General features: G+C 70.0%; 15 protein-coding genes, 1 tRNA gene and 2 pseudogenes. 13 read left to right on the top strand and 5 right to left on the bottom strand.

The window, feature by feature from the left end; genetic code table 11:
- The 5 genes from AC067M_RS33090 to AC067M_RS33070 all read left to right on the top strand — a co-directional run.
- Nucleotides 1-201 (top strand): hypothetical protein (locus AC067M_RS33090; protein ID WP_478700728.1); only part of this gene is annotated, 201 nt, incomplete at its 5' end.
- A 180-nt stretch (nt 202-381) separates the two neighbouring features.
- Nucleotides 382-1917 (top strand): amino acid permease, encoded by a 1536-nt coding sequence (locus tag AC067M_RS33085; RefSeq protein WP_478700727.1) that lies wholly within the window; start codon nt 382-384, stop codon nt 1915-1917.
- Between the two features lie 119 nt (nt 1918-2036).
- Nucleotides 2037-2109, top strand: a tRNA-Lys gene (locus tag AC067M_RS33080).
- 162 nt (nt 2110-2271) lie between these two features.
- On the top strand, nt 2272-2619 hold the full coding sequence (locus AC067M_RS33075; protein ID WP_478700726.1) for a GntR family transcriptional regulator: 348 nt from the start codon (nt 2272-2274) through the stop codon (nt 2617-2619).
- A gap of 19 nt (nt 2620-2638) precedes the next feature.
- A complete protein-coding gene (locus AC067M_RS33070; protein WP_478700725.1) occupies nt 2639-3346 on the top strand; it encodes a hypothetical protein in 708 nt (235 codons plus the stop codon).
- A 74-nt stretch (nt 3347-3420) separates the two neighbouring features.
- On the opposite strand, the gene arsM is transcribed toward AC067M_RS33070, so the two are convergent.
- Nucleotides 3421-4350 carry an arsenite methyltransferase gene (gene arsM, locus AC067M_RS33065; RefSeq protein WP_478700724.1) on the bottom strand — a complete coding sequence of 310 codons (930 nt, stop codon included), beginning with the start codon at nt 4348-4350 and terminating at the stop codon, nt 3421-3423.
- Between the two features lie 105 nt (nt 4351-4455).
- Between arsM and AC067M_RS33060 the strand changes: the two genes are divergently transcribed.
- The 7 genes and pseudogenes from AC067M_RS33060 (at nt 4456) to AC067M_RS33030 (ending at nt 8990) form a co-directional block, all read left to right on the top strand.
- A complete protein-coding gene (locus tag AC067M_RS33060) occupies nt 4456-4872 on the top strand; it encodes an ArsR/SmtB family transcription factor (RefSeq protein ID WP_478700723.1) in 417 nt (138 codons plus the stop codon).
- Nucleotides 4869-5557, top strand: a pseudogene (locus AC067M_RS33055) (aquaporin); the annotation flags it as partial. The gene AC067M_RS33060 and the pseudogene AC067M_RS33055, both read left to right, overlap by 4 nt.
- Nucleotides 5558-5584: 27 nt before the next feature.
- A pseudogene (locus tag AC067M_RS33050) lies at nt 5585-5786 on the top strand (low molecular weight phosphatase family protein); the annotation flags it as partial.
- Nucleotides 5787-6103: 317 nt separating this feature from the next.
- Complete coding sequence (locus AC067M_RS33045) at nt 6104-6307, top strand: cold-shock protein (protein WP_086699230.1); 204 nt, start codon at nt 6104-6106, stop codon at nt 6305-6307.
- Nucleotides 6308-6592: 285 nt separating this feature from the next.
- The gene (locus AC067M_RS33040) at nt 6593-8086 is read left to right on the top strand and encodes a DEAD/DEAH box helicase (RefSeq protein WP_478700722.1); all 1494 of its coding nucleotides are present in this window, start codon (nt 6593-6595) and stop codon (nt 8084-8086) included.
- A 46-nt stretch (nt 8087-8132) separates the two neighbouring features.
- Entirely contained in the window at nt 8133-8537 is a 405-nt protein-coding gene (locus AC067M_RS33035) for a CBS domain-containing protein (RefSeq protein ID WP_478700721.1), read from the top strand.
- Between the two features lie 249 nt (nt 8538-8786).
- Nucleotides 8787-8990 carry a cold-shock protein gene (locus AC067M_RS33030; protein ID WP_478700720.1) on the top strand — a complete coding sequence of 68 codons (204 nt, stop codon included), beginning with the start codon at nt 8787-8789 and terminating at the stop codon, nt 8988-8990.
- A 174-nt stretch (nt 8991-9164) separates the two neighbouring features.
- Here AC067M_RS33030 and AC067M_RS33025 read toward each other — a convergent pair whose 3' ends face one another.
- Nucleotides 9165-9839: a M15 family metallopeptidase gene (locus AC067M_RS33025; RefSeq protein ID WP_478700719.1), complete on the bottom strand. Its 675-nt coding sequence runs from the start codon at nt 9837-9839 to the stop codon at nt 9165-9167.
- Between the two features lie 38 nt (nt 9840-9877).
- Nucleotides 9878-12016, bottom strand: coding sequence for a glycoside hydrolase domain-containing protein (locus AC067M_RS33020; protein ID WP_478700718.1), 2139 nt, complete (start codon nt 12014-12016; stop codon nt 9878-9880).
- Nucleotides 12017-12524: 508 nt separating this feature from the next.
- Here AC067M_RS33020 and AC067M_RS33015 point away from each other — a divergent pair.
- Complete coding sequence (locus AC067M_RS33015) at nt 12525-13340, top strand: GNAT family N-acetyltransferase (protein WP_478700717.1); 816 nt, start codon at nt 12525-12527, stop codon at nt 13338-13340.
- A gap of 72 nt (nt 13341-13412) precedes the next feature.
- Here the strand turns inward: AC067M_RS33015 and AC067M_RS33010 are convergent, their stop codons facing one another.
- Nucleotides 13413-14066 carry a GTP cyclohydrolase II gene (locus AC067M_RS33010; protein ID WP_478700716.1) on the bottom strand — a complete coding sequence of 218 codons (654 nt, stop codon included), beginning with the start codon at nt 14064-14066 and terminating at the stop codon, nt 13413-13415.
- A gap of 146 nt (nt 14067-14212) precedes the next feature.
- Complete coding sequence (locus AC067M_RS33005; RefSeq protein ID WP_478700715.1) at nt 14213-14737, bottom strand: MarR family winged helix-turn-helix transcriptional regulator; 525 nt, start codon at nt 14735-14737, stop codon at nt 14213-14215.
- Between the last annotated feature and the right edge of the window lie 93 nt (nt 14738-14830).

Raw genomic sequence — 14830 nt, 5'->3', positions numbered from 1 at the left:
CGCGGTGGTCACCGTGGCAGCGACCGTCCGTTCAACCGCGACCGTCGTGACGACCGCCCGGGCTTCCGCCCCGGCGGCCACGACCGCCCCGGCCACGACCGCCCCGGCCACGACCGCCCGTACGGCCGTCGTGACGACCACCGCGGCGGTGGCTCCTTCGGCCGCCGCGAGGACAAGCCGCGTTGGAAGCGCAACGGCTGACGTCGGCTGACGAACTGATTCCGGAAGGGCCCGTACGACTCCGGTCGTACGGGCCCTTCCGGCGTTTCGGGGCGTACGACGGCGTCGGGCAGGGCCGGCGGAGCTGTACGGGCATTTTCCGGCCACATTCGATGGGCCTATGGCGCATGTCACGTCCTTCCCGAGGGAATCGCTGGGGACATGACAGATGACGCCAGAGTGAGTGGGCTGTCTGACGAGGAACGGCTGGCCCAGCTCGGTTACACGCAGGTTCTCGCCCGCCGCATGTCGGCGTTCTCCAACTACGCGGTCTCCTTCACGATCATCTCGGTCCTGTCGGGGTGCCTGACGCTGTACCTGTTCGGGATGAACACGGGCGGCCCCGCCGTGATCACCTGGGGCTGGGTGGCGGTCGGCCTGATGACACTCTTCGTCGGCCTGTCGATGGCCGAGATCTGTTCGGCGTACCCGACGTCGGCGGGCCTGTACTTCTGGGCGCACCGCCTCGCGCCCCCGCGTACGGCGGCCGCCTGGGCCTGGTTCACGGGCTGGTTCAACGTGCTGGGCCAGGTGGCGGTGACGGCGGGCATCGACTTCGGCGCCGCGTCCTTCCTGGGCGCCTACCTGAACCTCCAGTTCGACTTGGAGGTGACGCCGGGCCGGACGGTGCTGCTCTTCGCGGCGATCCTGGCGCTGCACGGGCTGCTCAACACCTTCGGTGTCCGTATCGTCGGCCTGCTGAACAGCGTGAGCGTGTGGTGGCACGTGCTGGGCGTCGCGGTGATCGTCGGCGCGCTGACCTTCGTACCGGACCACCACCAGTCGGCGTCCTTCGTCTTCGGCGAGTTCGTGAACAACACGGGCTGGGGCAGCGGGGTGTACGTGGTGCTGCTGGGCCTGCTGATGGCGCAGTACACGTTCACCGGCTACGACGCCTCCGCCCATATGACGGAGGAGACGCACGACGCGTCCACGGCGGGCCCGAAGGGGATCGTGCGGTCGATCTGGACGTCGTGGATAGCGGGCTTCGTGTTGTTGCTGGGCTTCACCTTCGCGATCCAGTCGTACGACGGGGCGCTTTCGTCCTCCACCGGCGCGCCGCCCGCCCAGATCCTGCTCGACGCGCTGGGGGCGACGGCCGGCAAGCTGCTGCTGCTGGTGGTGATCGGCGCGCAGCTGTTCTGCGGGATGGCGTCGGTGACGGCCAACAGCCGCATGATCTACGCCTTCTCCCGCGACGGGGCTTTGCCGCTCTCCCACGTCTGGCACACCGTCAGCCCGCGCACACGCACTCCGGTCGCGGCGGTGTGGCTGGCGGCGGGGGGCGCGCTGGTGCTGGGCCTGCCCTACCTGATCAATGTCACCGCCTACGCGGCGGTGACCTCGATCGCGGTGATCGGCCTCTACATCGCGTACGTCATCCCGACGCTGCTGCGGGTGCGCAAGGGCTCGGCGTTCGAGCGGGGGCCGTGGCATCTGGGCCGGTGGTCCGGGGTGATCGGCGTGGTGTCCGTGGGCTGGGTCGGCGTGATCACGGTGCTGTTCATGCTGCCGCAGGTGTCCCCGGTCACCTGGGAGACCTTCAACTACGCGCCGGTCGCCGTACTCGTCGTGCTCGGCTTCGCCGCGACCTGGTGGCAGGCGTCGGCCCGCCACTGGTTCCTCAACCCCGACCACGACCGCACCCGCGCCCGCGAGGCGGCCCGCGCGGGCGCTCCCGAACCGGTCGATCCCTGACAGTCCCTGACACTCCTGGCCCCATCCATCCGCCCGACGCGGCCGTGTCCCCGATACCCGATCGGAGACTCGGCCGTGTCCGGCTATGCTCGTGGAGGCAACATCACGCAACACCGCCTGGGCCGTTAGCTCAATTGGCAGAGCAGTGGACTTTTAATCCATTGGTTGTGGGTTCGAGTCCCACACGGCCTACCGGTGGCGGGAGAGGGATCCTCCCTTCTGCTACGCAGCGTCCGGGTCGACTTCGGTCGGCTCGGGCGCTGACTCGTTTTCGGGCCCGTGGGTGCGCGATGCGTGCGCGGATGCTTCCGTGGCCTGCCCTTGGAAGCTAATGGTGCTAGCGTCATTAGCATCATGTTGCTGAGACTCGATGTCGCGGACGGTCGTCCTCTGCACGAGCAGGTGGCGGGCGCGATTCGGCGTGCCATCGCTGAGGGCGAGTGCGGTCCGGGGGACCGGCTGCCTCCGGCGCGGGACCTTTCCGAGGCACTGGGCGTCAACGTCAACACGGTGCTGCGTGGGCTTCGGGCGCTGCGTGGCGAGGGAGTGGTGGAGTTCCGGCGCGGCCGGGGTGTGACGGTTACCGACGGGGCGGACCAACGCGCGGTGCTGCTGGACCGCTTGGGCGATCTGGTGGCCGACGCGGCACACCTCGGTTACAGCAAGGCCGACCTTGTCGAGATGATCAGGGGGATGCCGTGAACGAGCGTGCGGGCCGTGGGTGGGTGTCACATTGCCGACTGCGGGGCTCTTTCCGGTCGGCGGACAGGCGTCGATCGTGCGGGCGAACTTGGACCGGCCCGACTGGCATGAGGCCGGTTCGGTGACGGGCTGGGTCGTGGCGACCTTTGTGGGGGCGGCCACGGCGGCTGTGGTGGCCTGGCTCGCTACCCGTCGGGGACCCGCAGTCCCGGGGCGGGTGGCGGCCGGCCCGGGCATGGACCTCCCGGAAGGGCAGCGACTGGTGTGGCTCTCCCGTACGTCCAACCCGTGGCTTCAAGCGATCTCGGCCGTACTGGGCCTTCTGGCGCTGGCCGCCTGCGCGGCCGCCGTCGGGAATCTGGTGAGTCTGCGTCCGGGGTTGATCCTGATGGCGCCGTTCGCGCTCGCCTCGGTCCTGGTGCTGGGCTGTGCCTCGGTGCGGGCGCGGGCCAGTGAGACGGGGCTGAAAGTGTCCTTCGGGCCGTTCGGTTGGCCGGCGCGGCACTGGTCTGTCGGGGACATCGAGTCGGCTCGCGTCGAGCGGCGCACACCAGCGCAGGTGGGTGGCTGGGGCTACCGGCTGAGCGGGTTGGGCACGACCGTGATGCTGCGCAGTGGCGAGTGCCTCGTCATCCGGGCCAGGGGCAGAGACTTTGCCATAAGCGTGGATGACGCCGAACGCGGCGCCGCACTTCTGAACTCCTTGGGCGCAAACTGCTCGAGGTGACAGCGGGTCCCGGCTCAAGTCGGCTTGGGTGTTGATTCGTTTCCGGGCGCTTGCGTGAGCCGGTTTGCCTGGCCTCAGCTCTGGCAGCCGCAGCCCGACACGCTCTTGGCCTCCGTGACGGTCAGGCTGGGGTCGGCCGAGGTCTCGGACGGAGTGCAGCAGGCGTTGACGCCGCAGCACGCGGCGTCCGATCTCGTCGCCGGGGAGGTCGTATCGGGGCTCGTATCGGAGGTCGTACAGGGGGTCGTGTCCATGGCCGCGGGCTTGGTGGCGTGGATGACGGCGGAGTGCATGCCGTCCGCGACGGGGTGCGTCGGGGTGATGTCGATGCCGGTGAAGCCGGCGGCTTCGAGGCCCGCGCGGTACTCGGCGAAGGAGAGCGCGCCGGCGATGCAGCCGACGTAGTCGCCGCGTTCCGCGCGCTGTTCGGAGGTGAGGGCGTTCTCGGCGACGACGTCCGAGACGCCGATGCGGCCGCCGGGCCTGAGGACGCGGAAGGTCTCGGCGAAGACGGCGGGCTTGTCGACGGACAGGTTGATCACGCAGTTCGAGATGACCACGTCGATGGTGTTCGCGGGCAGCGGGATCGCCTCGATGGTGCCCTTGAGGAATTCCACGTTGGTGGTGCCCGCCTTCTCGGCGTTGGCCAGGGCGAGGGAGAGCATCTCCTCGGTCATGTCCAGCCCGTACGCCTTGCCGGACGGGCCGACGCGGCGGGCGGAGAGCAGGACGTCGATGCCGCCGCCTGAGCCGAGGTCGAGGACGCGTTCACCCTCGCGGAGTTCGGCGACGGCGGTGGGGTTGCCGCAGCCGAGCGAGGCCGCGACCGCTTCGGCGGGCAGCGTGTCGCGCTCGGCCGTGGCGTAGAGGGTGGAGCCGAAATTCTCGTCGACCTCGACGGGCTCGGGGCCGCAGCAGGCGGTGCCGCCCTCGGTGACCTTCACTGCTGCTGCGGCGTACCGTCGGCAGACGGTTTCGCGCAGGTCGGTGGACTGCTCGCTCATCACTTCACTCCTGGGGTACGGGGCATGGCGGTGCCCGGAACGGCCTGTATTGAAGTTTGTTGATGCAAGCTTGCGCCTTGGATCGAGAAACGTCAACATAGAGGGATGTCAAAACAAGAGCTTGAGGTGATCGGCCGGGACGCCGCGTGCTGCCCGGGCCTGGCCGCCGCGCCGCTGGACGACGAGCGCGCCACGGAGCTGGCGAGGGCCTTCAAGGCGCTGGGCGATCCGGTCCGGCTGCGGCTGATGTCGATGATCGCCTCGCGCGGGGAGGGCGGCGAGGTCTGCGTGTGCGAGCTGACCCCGGCTTTCGACCTCTCCCAGCCGACGATCTCCCACCACCTCAAGCTGCTGCGGCAGGCCGGGCTCATCGACTGCGAGCGACGCGGGACCTGGGTCTACTACTGGGTGCTGCCCGGCGTCCTGGACAAGCTCGCCGGCTTCCTGACGACACCGCAGACCACAGGAATGACGGCGCAGACCGGCGGAGTGACGGCTCAGACCGCCGGGGTGACGGCGTGAGCGTGTCCCTCGGCCGCCGTGTCGCCGCCGAGGCGGTGGGCACCGGGTTGCTGGTGGCCGTGGTCGTGGGCTCCGGTATCCAGGCGACCGAGCTCTCCCACGATGTCGGCGTGCAGTTGCCGGCCAACTCGCTGGCCACCGTCTTCGGCCTGGGCGTGCTGATCACGCTGCTGGGGCCGGTTTCCGGCGCGCACTTCAACCCCGCCGTCACCCTGGCCGCCTGGTTCACCGGCCGCCGCGCCGGCGCCGGGCCGAGCCTGCGGGAGGTCGCCGCGGACGTTCCCGCGCAGGTTGCCGGGGCGATCGGCGGCGCGGTGCTGGCCGACGCCATGTTCGCCGTGCCGCTGGTGAGGTTCGCCACCACGACCGGTCCGCCGGTCACCTCTGGCTGGGTGAGGTCGTCGCCACGGGCGGGCTGATCCTGCTCATCTTCGGCTTGGAGCGTGCGGGGCGCGCCTCCCTGGCCCCCGTAGCCGTAGCCTCGTACATCGGGGCCGCCTACTGGTTCACCTCCTCCACCTCCTTCGCGAATCCCGCCGTCACCGTCGGCCGCGCCTTCAGCGACACCTTCGCCGGGATCGCCCCCGCCTCCGTCGCCCCGTTCGTCGCGGCACAGCTGCTCGGCGCCGTACTCGGGCTGGCCGCCGTGGCAGTCGTGTACGGACGTCCCGCCCCGACGGCAGACGACGTCGTCGTCCCGCACGGCGTCACCGAGGCCGTACAGTCCTCCGACGTAGTGATCACGATGGGCTGCGGGGACCCCTGCCCCGTCTACCCGGGCAAGCGGTACCGGGACTGGCAGCTCGAAGATCCGGCCGGCCAGGGCGTGGAGGCTCCGGCCGATCCGGGAGGAGATCGAGCGGCGCGTACGGGGCCTGCTGGCCGAGCTCGGCGTCCCGGCGGCAGCGGCCTGATCTCACGCCACGCCCCGAAACGCTGCGCCCCTCGTGAATCAATATCTGTGCTCGCGAGATGAGAGTTCAAAAGACCGCGCGGGCAGAGTTTTTGCCTCAGTGAACAAGCGTCATTATTTGCCGCACACAAGCCCTTGTGACGTGCTACTGTCGATCTCAGTTGCAGTGTGGTTCCCGAAACTTCAAGCGCCCCCGGTCGACCCTCTGGTCGCTGGTAGCGCTTTTGTATTTCCGGTCTTTCCCGGCGGGGTAATCATCGCGGCGACACGGCGTCCGCACAGTGCGGATGCCGATGCACTGCCCCAAAGGAGATTGACATGGCTGCTGGTACCGTGAAGTGGTTCAACGCGGAAAAGGGCTTCGGCTTCATCGAGCAGGACGGGGGAGGCGCCGACGTCTTCGCCCACTACTCGAACATCGCCGCCCAGGGCTTCCGTGAGCTGCTCGAAGGCCAGAAGGTGACCTTCGACATCGCGCAGGGCCAGAAGGGCCCGACGGCCGAGAACATCGTCGTCGCCTGACGCTGGCGCGCACTTGACAGCTGGGGCCCGCATCCTTCGGGGTGCGGGCCCCAGCTGCACGCATCTCCTGACATTGGGTGCAGAACGCACCCCTGCATGGCTTCACGAGTCGACGCCCCGGATTTTTCCTCACACGGCGTCGCCCGTCTCAGCGCCTGTGCCCGCACGGATTTCCGGCCGGCCAGATTTTATTTTACGTTCCATTCGGCCCATGCCTGCAATTCTCCGTGCCGCTCATTGCTGCGGGAATTCCTTGATATGTGCCGCATCGAGGAAGGTTTCCGCATGAACCGCACACGCACGAACGACCGCTTCGCCCGCACCCGTAAGGGCAGTGCCGGCTCCGGTGGGGGTGGCGGCCGATTCGGCTCGTCGGCCCCGAGCCGGTCCGGGGGTCCGAGCCGTTCCGGCGGTTACGGCCGGCGGCCCGCCGCGATCCAGGGGGAGTTCGCCCTCCCCAAGACGATCACCCCCGCGCTTCCCGCCGTGGAGGGCTTCGCCGATCTCGACATGCCCGGGGAACTGCTGGCCGCGCTCGGTTGGGAGGGCGTGACCGTACCGTTCCCGATCCAGGCCGCGACCCTGCCCAACTCCCTCGTCGGCCGTGACGTACTGGGCCGCGGGCGCACCGGCTCCGGCAAGACCCTCGCCTTCGGGCTGGCGCTGCTGGCCCGTACGGCCGGGCAGCGCGCCGAGGCCAGGCAGCCGCTGGGGCTGATCCTCGTACCGACGCGTGAGCTGGCGCAGCAGGTCACCGACGCGCTCACCCCGTACGCCCGCTCGGTGAAGCTGCGGCTGACCACCGTCGTGGGCGGGATGTCGATCGGCAGGCAGGCCGGCGCGCTGCGCGGTGGCGCCGAGGTCGTCGTCGCCACCCCAGGACGCCTCAAGGACCTCATCGACCGCGGCGACTGCCGCTTGGACCAGGTCTCCATCACCGTCCTCGACGAGGCCGACCAGATGGCCGACATGGGCTTCATGCCGCAGGTCACCGCGCTTCTCGACCAGGTCCGCCCCGAGGGCCAGCGCATGCTGTTCTCCGCCACCCTCGACCGCAACGTCGACCTGCTCGTGCGCCGCTACCTCAGCGACCCCGTCGTGCACTCCGTCGACCCCTCGGTCGGCGCGGTCACGACGATGGAGCACCACGTGCTGCATGTCCACGGCGCCGACAAGCACGCGGCCACCACCGAGATCGCCGCACGCGACGGCCGCGTGATCATGTTCCTCGACACCAAGCACGCCGTCGACCGCCTCACCGAGCACCTCCTGAACAGCGGCGTACGAGCCGCCGCACTGCACGGCGGGAAGTCGCAGCCGCAGCGCACGCGCACGCTGGCGCAGTTCAAGACCGGGCACGTCAACGTGCTGGTGGCGACCAACGTCGCGGCGCGCGGCATCCACGTCGACAACCTCGACCTCGTCGTCAACGTCGACCCGCCGACCGACCACAAGGACTACCTCCACCGCGGCGGCCGTACCGCCCGCGCCGGCGAGTCCGGCAGCGTCGTCACCCTGGTCACCCCGAACCAGCGCCGCGACATGACTCGCCTCATGGCAGCGGCCGGCATCGTCCCGCAGACCACCCAGGTCCGCGCCGGCGACGAAACCCTGCAGCGCATCACCGGCGCCCAGGCGCCCAGCGGTATCCCGGTCGTCATCACCGCACCGGTGGTCGAACGCCCCAAGCGCAGCGCCACCTCACGCGGCCGACGCCGCCCCGCTTCGGCGGCCCGCCGCGCGCCCGCGCGGCAGTCCACCGCCAGTACGGCGGCGTAGAACCTTCGTGATCAGGAAGCCGGTCCATCCCCGCAGGAGGCACCCTTTGACGCTGGTCCAGATGCAGTCCCGCCCGGCGAGCGCCCACCCCGCGCACGGCACGGTGGCCGACGCCATGGAGGCGGCCGGACCTCAGGTCTGGGAGGACATGACCGTCGAGGTGGCGCTGTCCGTGATGGCGGCCGCCCGTACGGGGCATCTGGTCGTCTGCGACGAGGACGGCCAGTGCACCGGCCTGGTCACCCGGGCCCGGCTCACGGCCGTTCATGACAGCTCCGGATACACGGACCGGATGCGCCTGCGTGACATCGCCGACGTCCTCGGGCCCTTCGCCTCGCCGCTGACCACGAGGACCGAAGCCGAGTACGCGATGCGCTGCCGCCGGCTCGGGGCCCTGCCCGTGGTCGACGAACACGGCAGCGCTCTGGGCATCCTCGCCCTCTCCCGCTGAACCGCTTCACGGCCCTGGCCCCGGTGCCTGTACGGCACCGGGGCCGGGTTCTCCTGTCACCCGAGGTGATCTTTCTATGGTGACGGCGCGTGTACAGGTGTAGCGTCTGTGTCAGCTGTCGTGGTTCGGAATTCCCCTGCCCATGCCTTCGGCGTGGGCTTTTTGCTGTGCTATGCCGCAGGGACCAGGGCGATCAGCTCCGTCTTCCCCATGCAGGGGGAGGCGTTTCGTCAACTGGAAGGTATGACCATGGCTACGGGAACTGTGAAGTGGTTCAACGCGGAGAAGGGCTTCGGCTTCATCGCCCAGGACGGCGGTGGTCCGGATGTCTTCGCGCACTACTCCGCGATCAACTCCTCGGGCTTCCGTGAGCTCCAGGAGGGCCAGACCGTGACGTTCGACGTGGTCCAGGGCCAGAAGGGCCCGCAGGCGGAGAACATCACCGCTTCCTGACCACCCGCAGGACGCATCCGGGGCCGCGCGGCGCACGCCGCGCGGCCCTCACCCTTTTCGTGCCCCGGTCGGCCGAAGTGACCGAACGCGGCCTGGCGACGTAACCCGCGGGCGCCCCAGGCTCCCCTTCCGGCCGGGACCGCACCTACCGGCCGGAACGGGCCACGAACACCATCACGAGCTGTTTCGCGGGACCTGCGTGACGCCCGCGCCCCTGCCCGGGGTGGCGTTCCAGGCGCGGATCTTGTCGGCGACGTGTTTCACCTTCGGGGAGGTGGGCGGGACGTCGATCTGGAAGTGGCTCTCGTCGGGCGTCGGGAAGTCGCCGCCCCACTTCACCGCGCCCTCGCAGTCGGTGAGGATGTCGCGGATCACCGCGAGTTGGGGGGCGAAGAAGCCGCCGTGGACGCCCGCCGGGTAGGAGTCGGGACGGATGTCGATCGCTGTGCCCGAGGCGTGGTTGGTCTCCGGGCCCGTCGTCTTCGCCGCGGGGCGGTAGCCGGTCACGTCGCCGGCGCGCAGTGTCTCGATCTCGTAGTGGAAACGGCGGACCACGTGGACGAGGATCGTCTCCGCGTCACCGATCGCGACGTCGATGCCGAAGCCCGTGCCGGGTACCGGGCAGGTCCAGATGCTGCCGTCGGCGTTGGGGGGTGTCGTGGCGATCGGCCAGCCGTTGGCGGAGACGGGGGGCTTGTCAGCCGAGCCGGTTGAGCCCGTCGCGCCCGCTGAGGTCGCCTTGTCGGCTGCGGAGGCCGTGGACGCCACGGTCGTCGTACCGGCGACCGTGCCCGCCGCGACCGCCGTGGTGACCGCTGAGCGCAGGAAGTGTCGTCGCGTTGCTGCCATGGGTGCTCTGCTTTCCTCTCCGGTGCTTCCCGCGTCTGTCAGCGGCCCGTGCCGCGCAGGGGTGCGTAGTGCTTCTCCAGGACCTGGTACAGGCCCAGCTGGGTCGATCCGTCCAGGCTGCCCGAGCCGAGGAAGTCGCCCAGGAGCCGCCGCGTGCTCTCAGCCGTGTCGGCGAGGCCGGGGCGGGGCAGGCCCAGGTCGTGGGCGGCCTTGATGAGGGCGTACGCGGTGCTGTTGATACGGAACTTGTCGTCGTCGCGCGTTTTCTGGCGGACCGCGCGGACGTCGGCGGAGTCGGAGGCGTCGAGGAGCGGACCGCGCAGGATGCGCTGCTGGACGCAGTAGTTGCGGGCGGCGATGGTGGCCTGCGGCGAGAGCGTCGTCCCCGTGCGCACCGCCCACAGCAGGCTCGTCGCGATGAGGGCCTTGCGCATGCGCAGGGTGCGGGCCAGGTCGGTCAGGACGGCGTCGTAGGTGACGAGGGTGTCGAAGGCGTTGGTCGTGGTGTCGGCGCCGGGGGCCACCGTCGTGGACGTGGGCGTCGGGTCGCCGGCTCCCCGCTCGGGGAGTCCCCAGGAGCGCAGGTAGTGCCGTACGTCCGTCAGGGCGACCGCGCGTCGTGACGTGTCGAAGCGGGCGTCGAGGTCGGTCGCGACGGCCGGTGGGGCGTACGCGATCTGGCCGAGGTCGCGGCCGGACGCGATGTTGTTGTCGATCTGGATCGCGCCCTCGCCGGTGCCCACCTCGACGGTGGCGATCTGGTCGAAGGCCCAGTCGTCGGGGAGGGGGGAGGCCACATTGCCGGTGTAGGCGGTGGACATGTCGGAGACGAAGCTCGCGGTGGTGAGTCCCTCGGCGCCTACCCGGGCGCACACGGCGCGCGCGCCGTAGATACCGGTGAGGTAGCCCGCGCCGTCGGCGTCGATCGCGGCCTTGAGGGCCCGGAAGTAGGGGAGGACGCCGGTGGTGACCTCGGCGTCCACGGCGTCGTAGTCGACGGCGAAATAGATACGCGTGCCGGGGCGGAAGCCGTGGTAGCGGGCCCAGTACAGGGCGTCGGCGGCGTCCGAGGTGCCCTGTGCGGAGGTGAAGTAGCTCGCGGCGGCACCGTTGGTCTGGTAGATCGGGAAGCAGCGCAGCCCGTTCGCGGCCAGGGTCCTGAGCTCGCCGGGCTTGATCATCTTGTCGAGGGTGGTGCCGGGCACGTTCGACAGGTACCGCCCGACCACCCGGTACCCGGCGGCGGCCAGCTCCTTGGCCCGGGCCGCGGTGACCTCCGTGGAACAGTCCGCGGCGCTGCCCTTGCGGGACGTGTCCCCGGTGGACACCAGCAGGGACGCCCAGGTGGCGAAGTCGCCCTTGCCGGTGACGGGAAGCTTCACGAACTCCTGGAAGGCCGCCACCCGTACGGCGAGCCCGGCGTCGAAGGTGTCCGTGAAGGTGACCCCGTGACGCTGGTTGAACGCCATCGCGGCCGAGAACAGCCGTACCCAGGCGCCGGTCGACCCCACCGAGAGGGTGGTGGACCGGAGTCCGTTCTGGGTGCCGGGACCGAAGACGCCGTTGGCCACGTCGTCGGTCATGCCGATCTCGTACTGCACGGCGTACATCAGCGCCCGCTGCACGTCCCGCGAGTAGCGGCCGTCGCAGGCGATGACGAAGAAGTTGGCCCGGCCGACGTACGTCGCGTTCATCCAGCGCTGCGCCACGCGCACGGTGCCGCTGCCGCCGTCCTGGCAGGTGTACGCGTCCCGGTTCAGCAGCGCCTTGAACACCTTCGGCACGACGGCGTCCCCGGGATACGGCTCGTCGAGGCCCGCGTCCGCCTTCAACTGCCGTACGGCGGCTGCGACTCGGGCGTTGTACGTGCCGTCGATGTCGCCACCGTCGTAGCCCTTGCAGCACAGGGCGGCCTGGACGATGCGGATGACGTTGGCCGGGACGGCCGACGAACCACCGTCTATCGTCGGCCACTTGGTCGTGAGCGTGGCGAGTGTGGTGGGCCCGAAGTTGTCCGAGAGCGCGGTGATGCCCAACTCGTACTGCAGGGCGCGGACCAACGCGTACACCGTCGGCCAGTCCACCACCCCGCTCTCCTCGACCTTGCCGATGCCCGGCACGTCGCCATACGTGCCGTTGATGAATCTCTGGGCGCGCAGCACCCTCTCGTCGGCCATGGATGGGGGTTCCTTTCGCATGGGGGGTGAGTGCGCGAGGCCCCATGCGCCACAGAGGCTCCATGGGCCACAGCGGCACCAACAGAAGGAAACCGGAGCAACATCACGACTGGGCGGCCCTTCCTTCGCTACCGGCCGGTCTCCCCAAGAAGATCCCAGTACTCCCGCAATCTCCACGCCCCCGACAGGCGCAGGCAACCGGCCCAGGGTCCTGCCGTCACACGAAGACGTGCACAGGGCCGAGTTGTGCGTGGCTGGAACGCGGCGCTGAATTTGTCGGGCGCACAGTTGATCGCCGGGGCTAAGCTCACCTGAGTGCAGTAGGTGCACACCCCCCTCATGGTGAAGGACTGAAGCCAATGGATGCGGCGTCCCACAGCGGCCGCCGTCGGGACTGAACGGAACCTTCCTGTCCGCTCAGTGCCGTTCCGCTCTCCTCACGGCGGCCCGACGTCGCGGTGTCCCACACCGCCACGCCTACACCACTTCAACGTGAGGTCACTTCACCATGCACATCGACGCTCAGCACGTCGACGTCCAGCACACCGACGTCCAGGCCTTTGCCGTCAGCAACCTCCGTCGCCGTCCCGCAGCGGTCGACGTCGCGCCCTTCGTCCTGGGGCTCGACCCCACGACCACCAGCCCCTACCTCAACTACGCGACTCCCGTGCCCGGCGCCCGTCCGAGCCGTGACGATGTCGCGGCTCTGATCGAGGCGTTCCACACGCGCGGGCTCAAGCCCCGCCTCGAGTTCGCGCCGGACGCCGCACCCGAGGTCGAACCCGCCCTGCGGGCGGCGGGATTCACCACGGAAGCGGTGCACACGTACCTGGTCTGCACGCCGGCCACGCTCACGCCGCCGCCGTCGTCGCCCACCGGTCTCCTCGTCGAGACCCCGCGTACGGACGCGGACTACGCGGCGATCGACGCCGCCCTGTCCGAGGCGTTCGACAGTGCGTTCGCCGCGTCGGAGGAGGGGGCCGCCCGACTGCGCCGCATCCAGGAGAGCGGGGGAGCGGTGCGGTTCGTACGGGGTTCCGACGGCGGCTGCGCCGGCGCCGGAACCTGCTCCGCGCCCGCTGTGGGCACCTCGGAGCTGGCCGGCGTCGGTACCCGGCCGGCCTTCCGCGGCCGAGGTGTCGCCGGCTCCGTGACCGCGGCGCTGGCGGAAGCCCTGTTCGCGGCCGGGGCACGATCGGTGTGGCTCGAATACTCGGGTGAGGGGTCCCGGCAGGTCTACGAGCGGGTCGGCTTCAGGCCGGGAGGCACCCGCCTCTACATGGCGCTCGAGGACGGCCGCGGGGGCGCGACGAACCCGTCGTAGACGGTACTCAACGGCTCCGGCACCGGTACGAACATGGGCACCGGTGCCGGGAAGGCCCAAGCAGCCGCAGACTCAGCCCACGCTCAGTTCCGTCAGCGGCGCCGCCGCCGGCAGCTCCGTCAGCGGCAGCGTGTGCTGGGTCTGGAGGACCTTCGCGCGGAGGTAGCGGACGTTGTCCGGGGTGGCGAAGACACCGGTGGGGACGCGGTCGCGGACCTCGACGCCCAGGGTGCGCAACTGGTCGGCCTTGTCGGGGTTGTTGGAGAGCAGGTCCAGGCCGGTGATGCCCAGGGCGTCCAGCATCTGCGCCGCCGCCGTGTAGTCGCGGGCGTCCTCCGGCAGGCCGAGGGCGGCGTTGGCCGCGTAGGTGTCGAGGCCCTGGTCCTGGAGGGCGTACGCGTCGAGCTTGTTGTAGAGGCCGATGCCGCGGCCCTCCTGGCGGAGGTACAGCAGAACGCCGCCGCGCTCCGCGATCCGCTCGACCGCCTCGCGCAGCTGCGGGCCGCAGTCGCAGCGGGCGGAGCCGAACACGTCGCCGGTCAGGCACTCGGAGTGCAGCCGGACCAGCGGAACGGGGCCCGGCTCGCCGAGGACGACGGCCACGTGTTCCTGGCCGTCGGCCAGGCCGTGGAAGGTGACCAGTTCGGCGTCGACGCCGTAGCCGTCGTGGAAGCGCAGCGGTACCCGGACGCGGGAGCGCGTGGTGGCGGCGGGGAATGCGGGCATGCGGGCCTCCGGGGTCGGGTCCATCGCTGATCGTCCAAGGGTCTGCTTCAGATTTGAAGCACATCCTCGAGTCGGGACCCTACCTCTGCTTGAAACTTGAAGCAACCGGTTTGTGGGGTGCCCCACGGTCTGCCTCGACTCCTGGCTCAGCCCGTTCCTGCACACCCTGTGGATGAACGCCGCAGCCACGGCAGGTCCCCCGAGCCGTCCCTCGGCCCGTCTCCCTGGAGTCCCTTCATGATCCCCGTGAAGATCTCCTCCAGCTGGGTCACCTGCTGCGGGTCGAGGTGGTCGAAGAGGTGGGCGCGTACGGTCTCCACGTGACCCGGCGCCGTCCGCTCCAGCACCGCGAGCCCCTCCTCGGTCAGCGCGGCGAGGCTGCCGCGGCGGTCCGACGTGCATCCCTCACGCCGTAGCAGACCGTCCTTCTCCAGGCGCGCCACCGCGTACGTCAGCCGGCTGCGGGTGATCTTCAGCTCCTCGGCGAGGTCCGTCATGCGCAGCCGGTGTTCCGGTGTCTCGGACAGGGTGGCCAGGATGGAGTAATAGATGTGCGGCATGCCGGCCTCCTGCTGGAGCTGCCGGTCGAGCGCGTCCTCCAGGAGCATGGTGGCGGCGATGTACGCGCGCCAGGCGCGCTGCTCCTCGGGGGTGAGCCAGCGGGTCGTCATGTCACCAGTGTAGGTTTGTTTCAAACTTGAACCAAGCCCCGGACGCTCCCGCCCACGGTGCCTCTGTCCTCAGATGCTCCCGTCCTCACGATG

Source organism: Streptomyces sp. NPDC043427, from assembly GCF_056436655.1.
Note: the sequence above shows the minus strand (reverse complement) of the source record. Positions and strands in the feature narration are given on the sequence as shown.

Excerpts from the sequence above, each read along its gene's own strand:
- AC067M_RS33085 (WP_478700727.1), top strand. The coding sequence starts at position 382 with ATGACAGATGACGCCAGAGTGAGTGGGCTGTCTGACGAGGAACGGCTG.
- AC067M_RS33075 (WP_478700726.1), top strand. The coding sequence starts at position 2,272 with ATGTTGCTGAGACTCGATGTCGCGGACGGTCGTCCTCTGCACGAGCAG.
- arsM (WP_478700724.1), bottom strand. The coding sequence starts at position 4,350 with ATGAGCGAGCAGTCCACCGACCTGCGCGAAACCGTCTGCCGACGGTAC.
- AC067M_RS33060 (WP_478700723.1), top strand. The coding sequence starts at position 4,456 with ATGTCAAAACAAGAGCTTGAGGTGATCGGCCGGGACGCCGCGTGCTGC.
- AC067M_RS33045 (WP_086699230.1), top strand. The coding sequence starts at position 6,104 with ATGGCTGCTGGTACCGTGAAGTGGTTCAACGCGGAAAAGGGCTTCGGC.
- AC067M_RS33040 (WP_478700722.1), top strand. The coding sequence starts at position 6,593 with ATGAACCGCACACGCACGAACGACCGCTTCGCCCGCACCCGTAAGGGC.
- AC067M_RS33030 (WP_478700720.1), top strand. The coding sequence starts at position 8,787 with ATGGCTACGGGAACTGTGAAGTGGTTCAACGCGGAGAAGGGCTTCGGC.
- AC067M_RS33025 (WP_478700719.1), bottom strand. The coding sequence starts at position 9,839 with ATGGCAGCAACGCGACGACACTTCCTGCGCTCAGCGGTCACCACGGCG.
- AC067M_RS33020 (WP_478700718.1), bottom strand. The coding sequence starts at position 12,016 with ATGGCCGACGAGAGGGTGCTGCGCGCCCAGAGATTCATCAACGGCACG.
- AC067M_RS33015 (WP_478700717.1), top strand. The coding sequence starts at position 12,525 with ATGCACATCGACGCTCAGCACGTCGACGTCCAGCACACCGACGTCCAG.
- AC067M_RS33010 (WP_478700716.1), bottom strand. The coding sequence starts at position 14,066 with ATGCCCGCATTCCCCGCCGCCACCACGCGCTCCCGCGTCCGGGTACCG.
- AC067M_RS33005 (WP_478700715.1), bottom strand. The coding sequence starts at position 14,737 with ATGACGACCCGCTGGCTCACCCCCGAGGAGCAGCGCGCCTGGCGCGCG.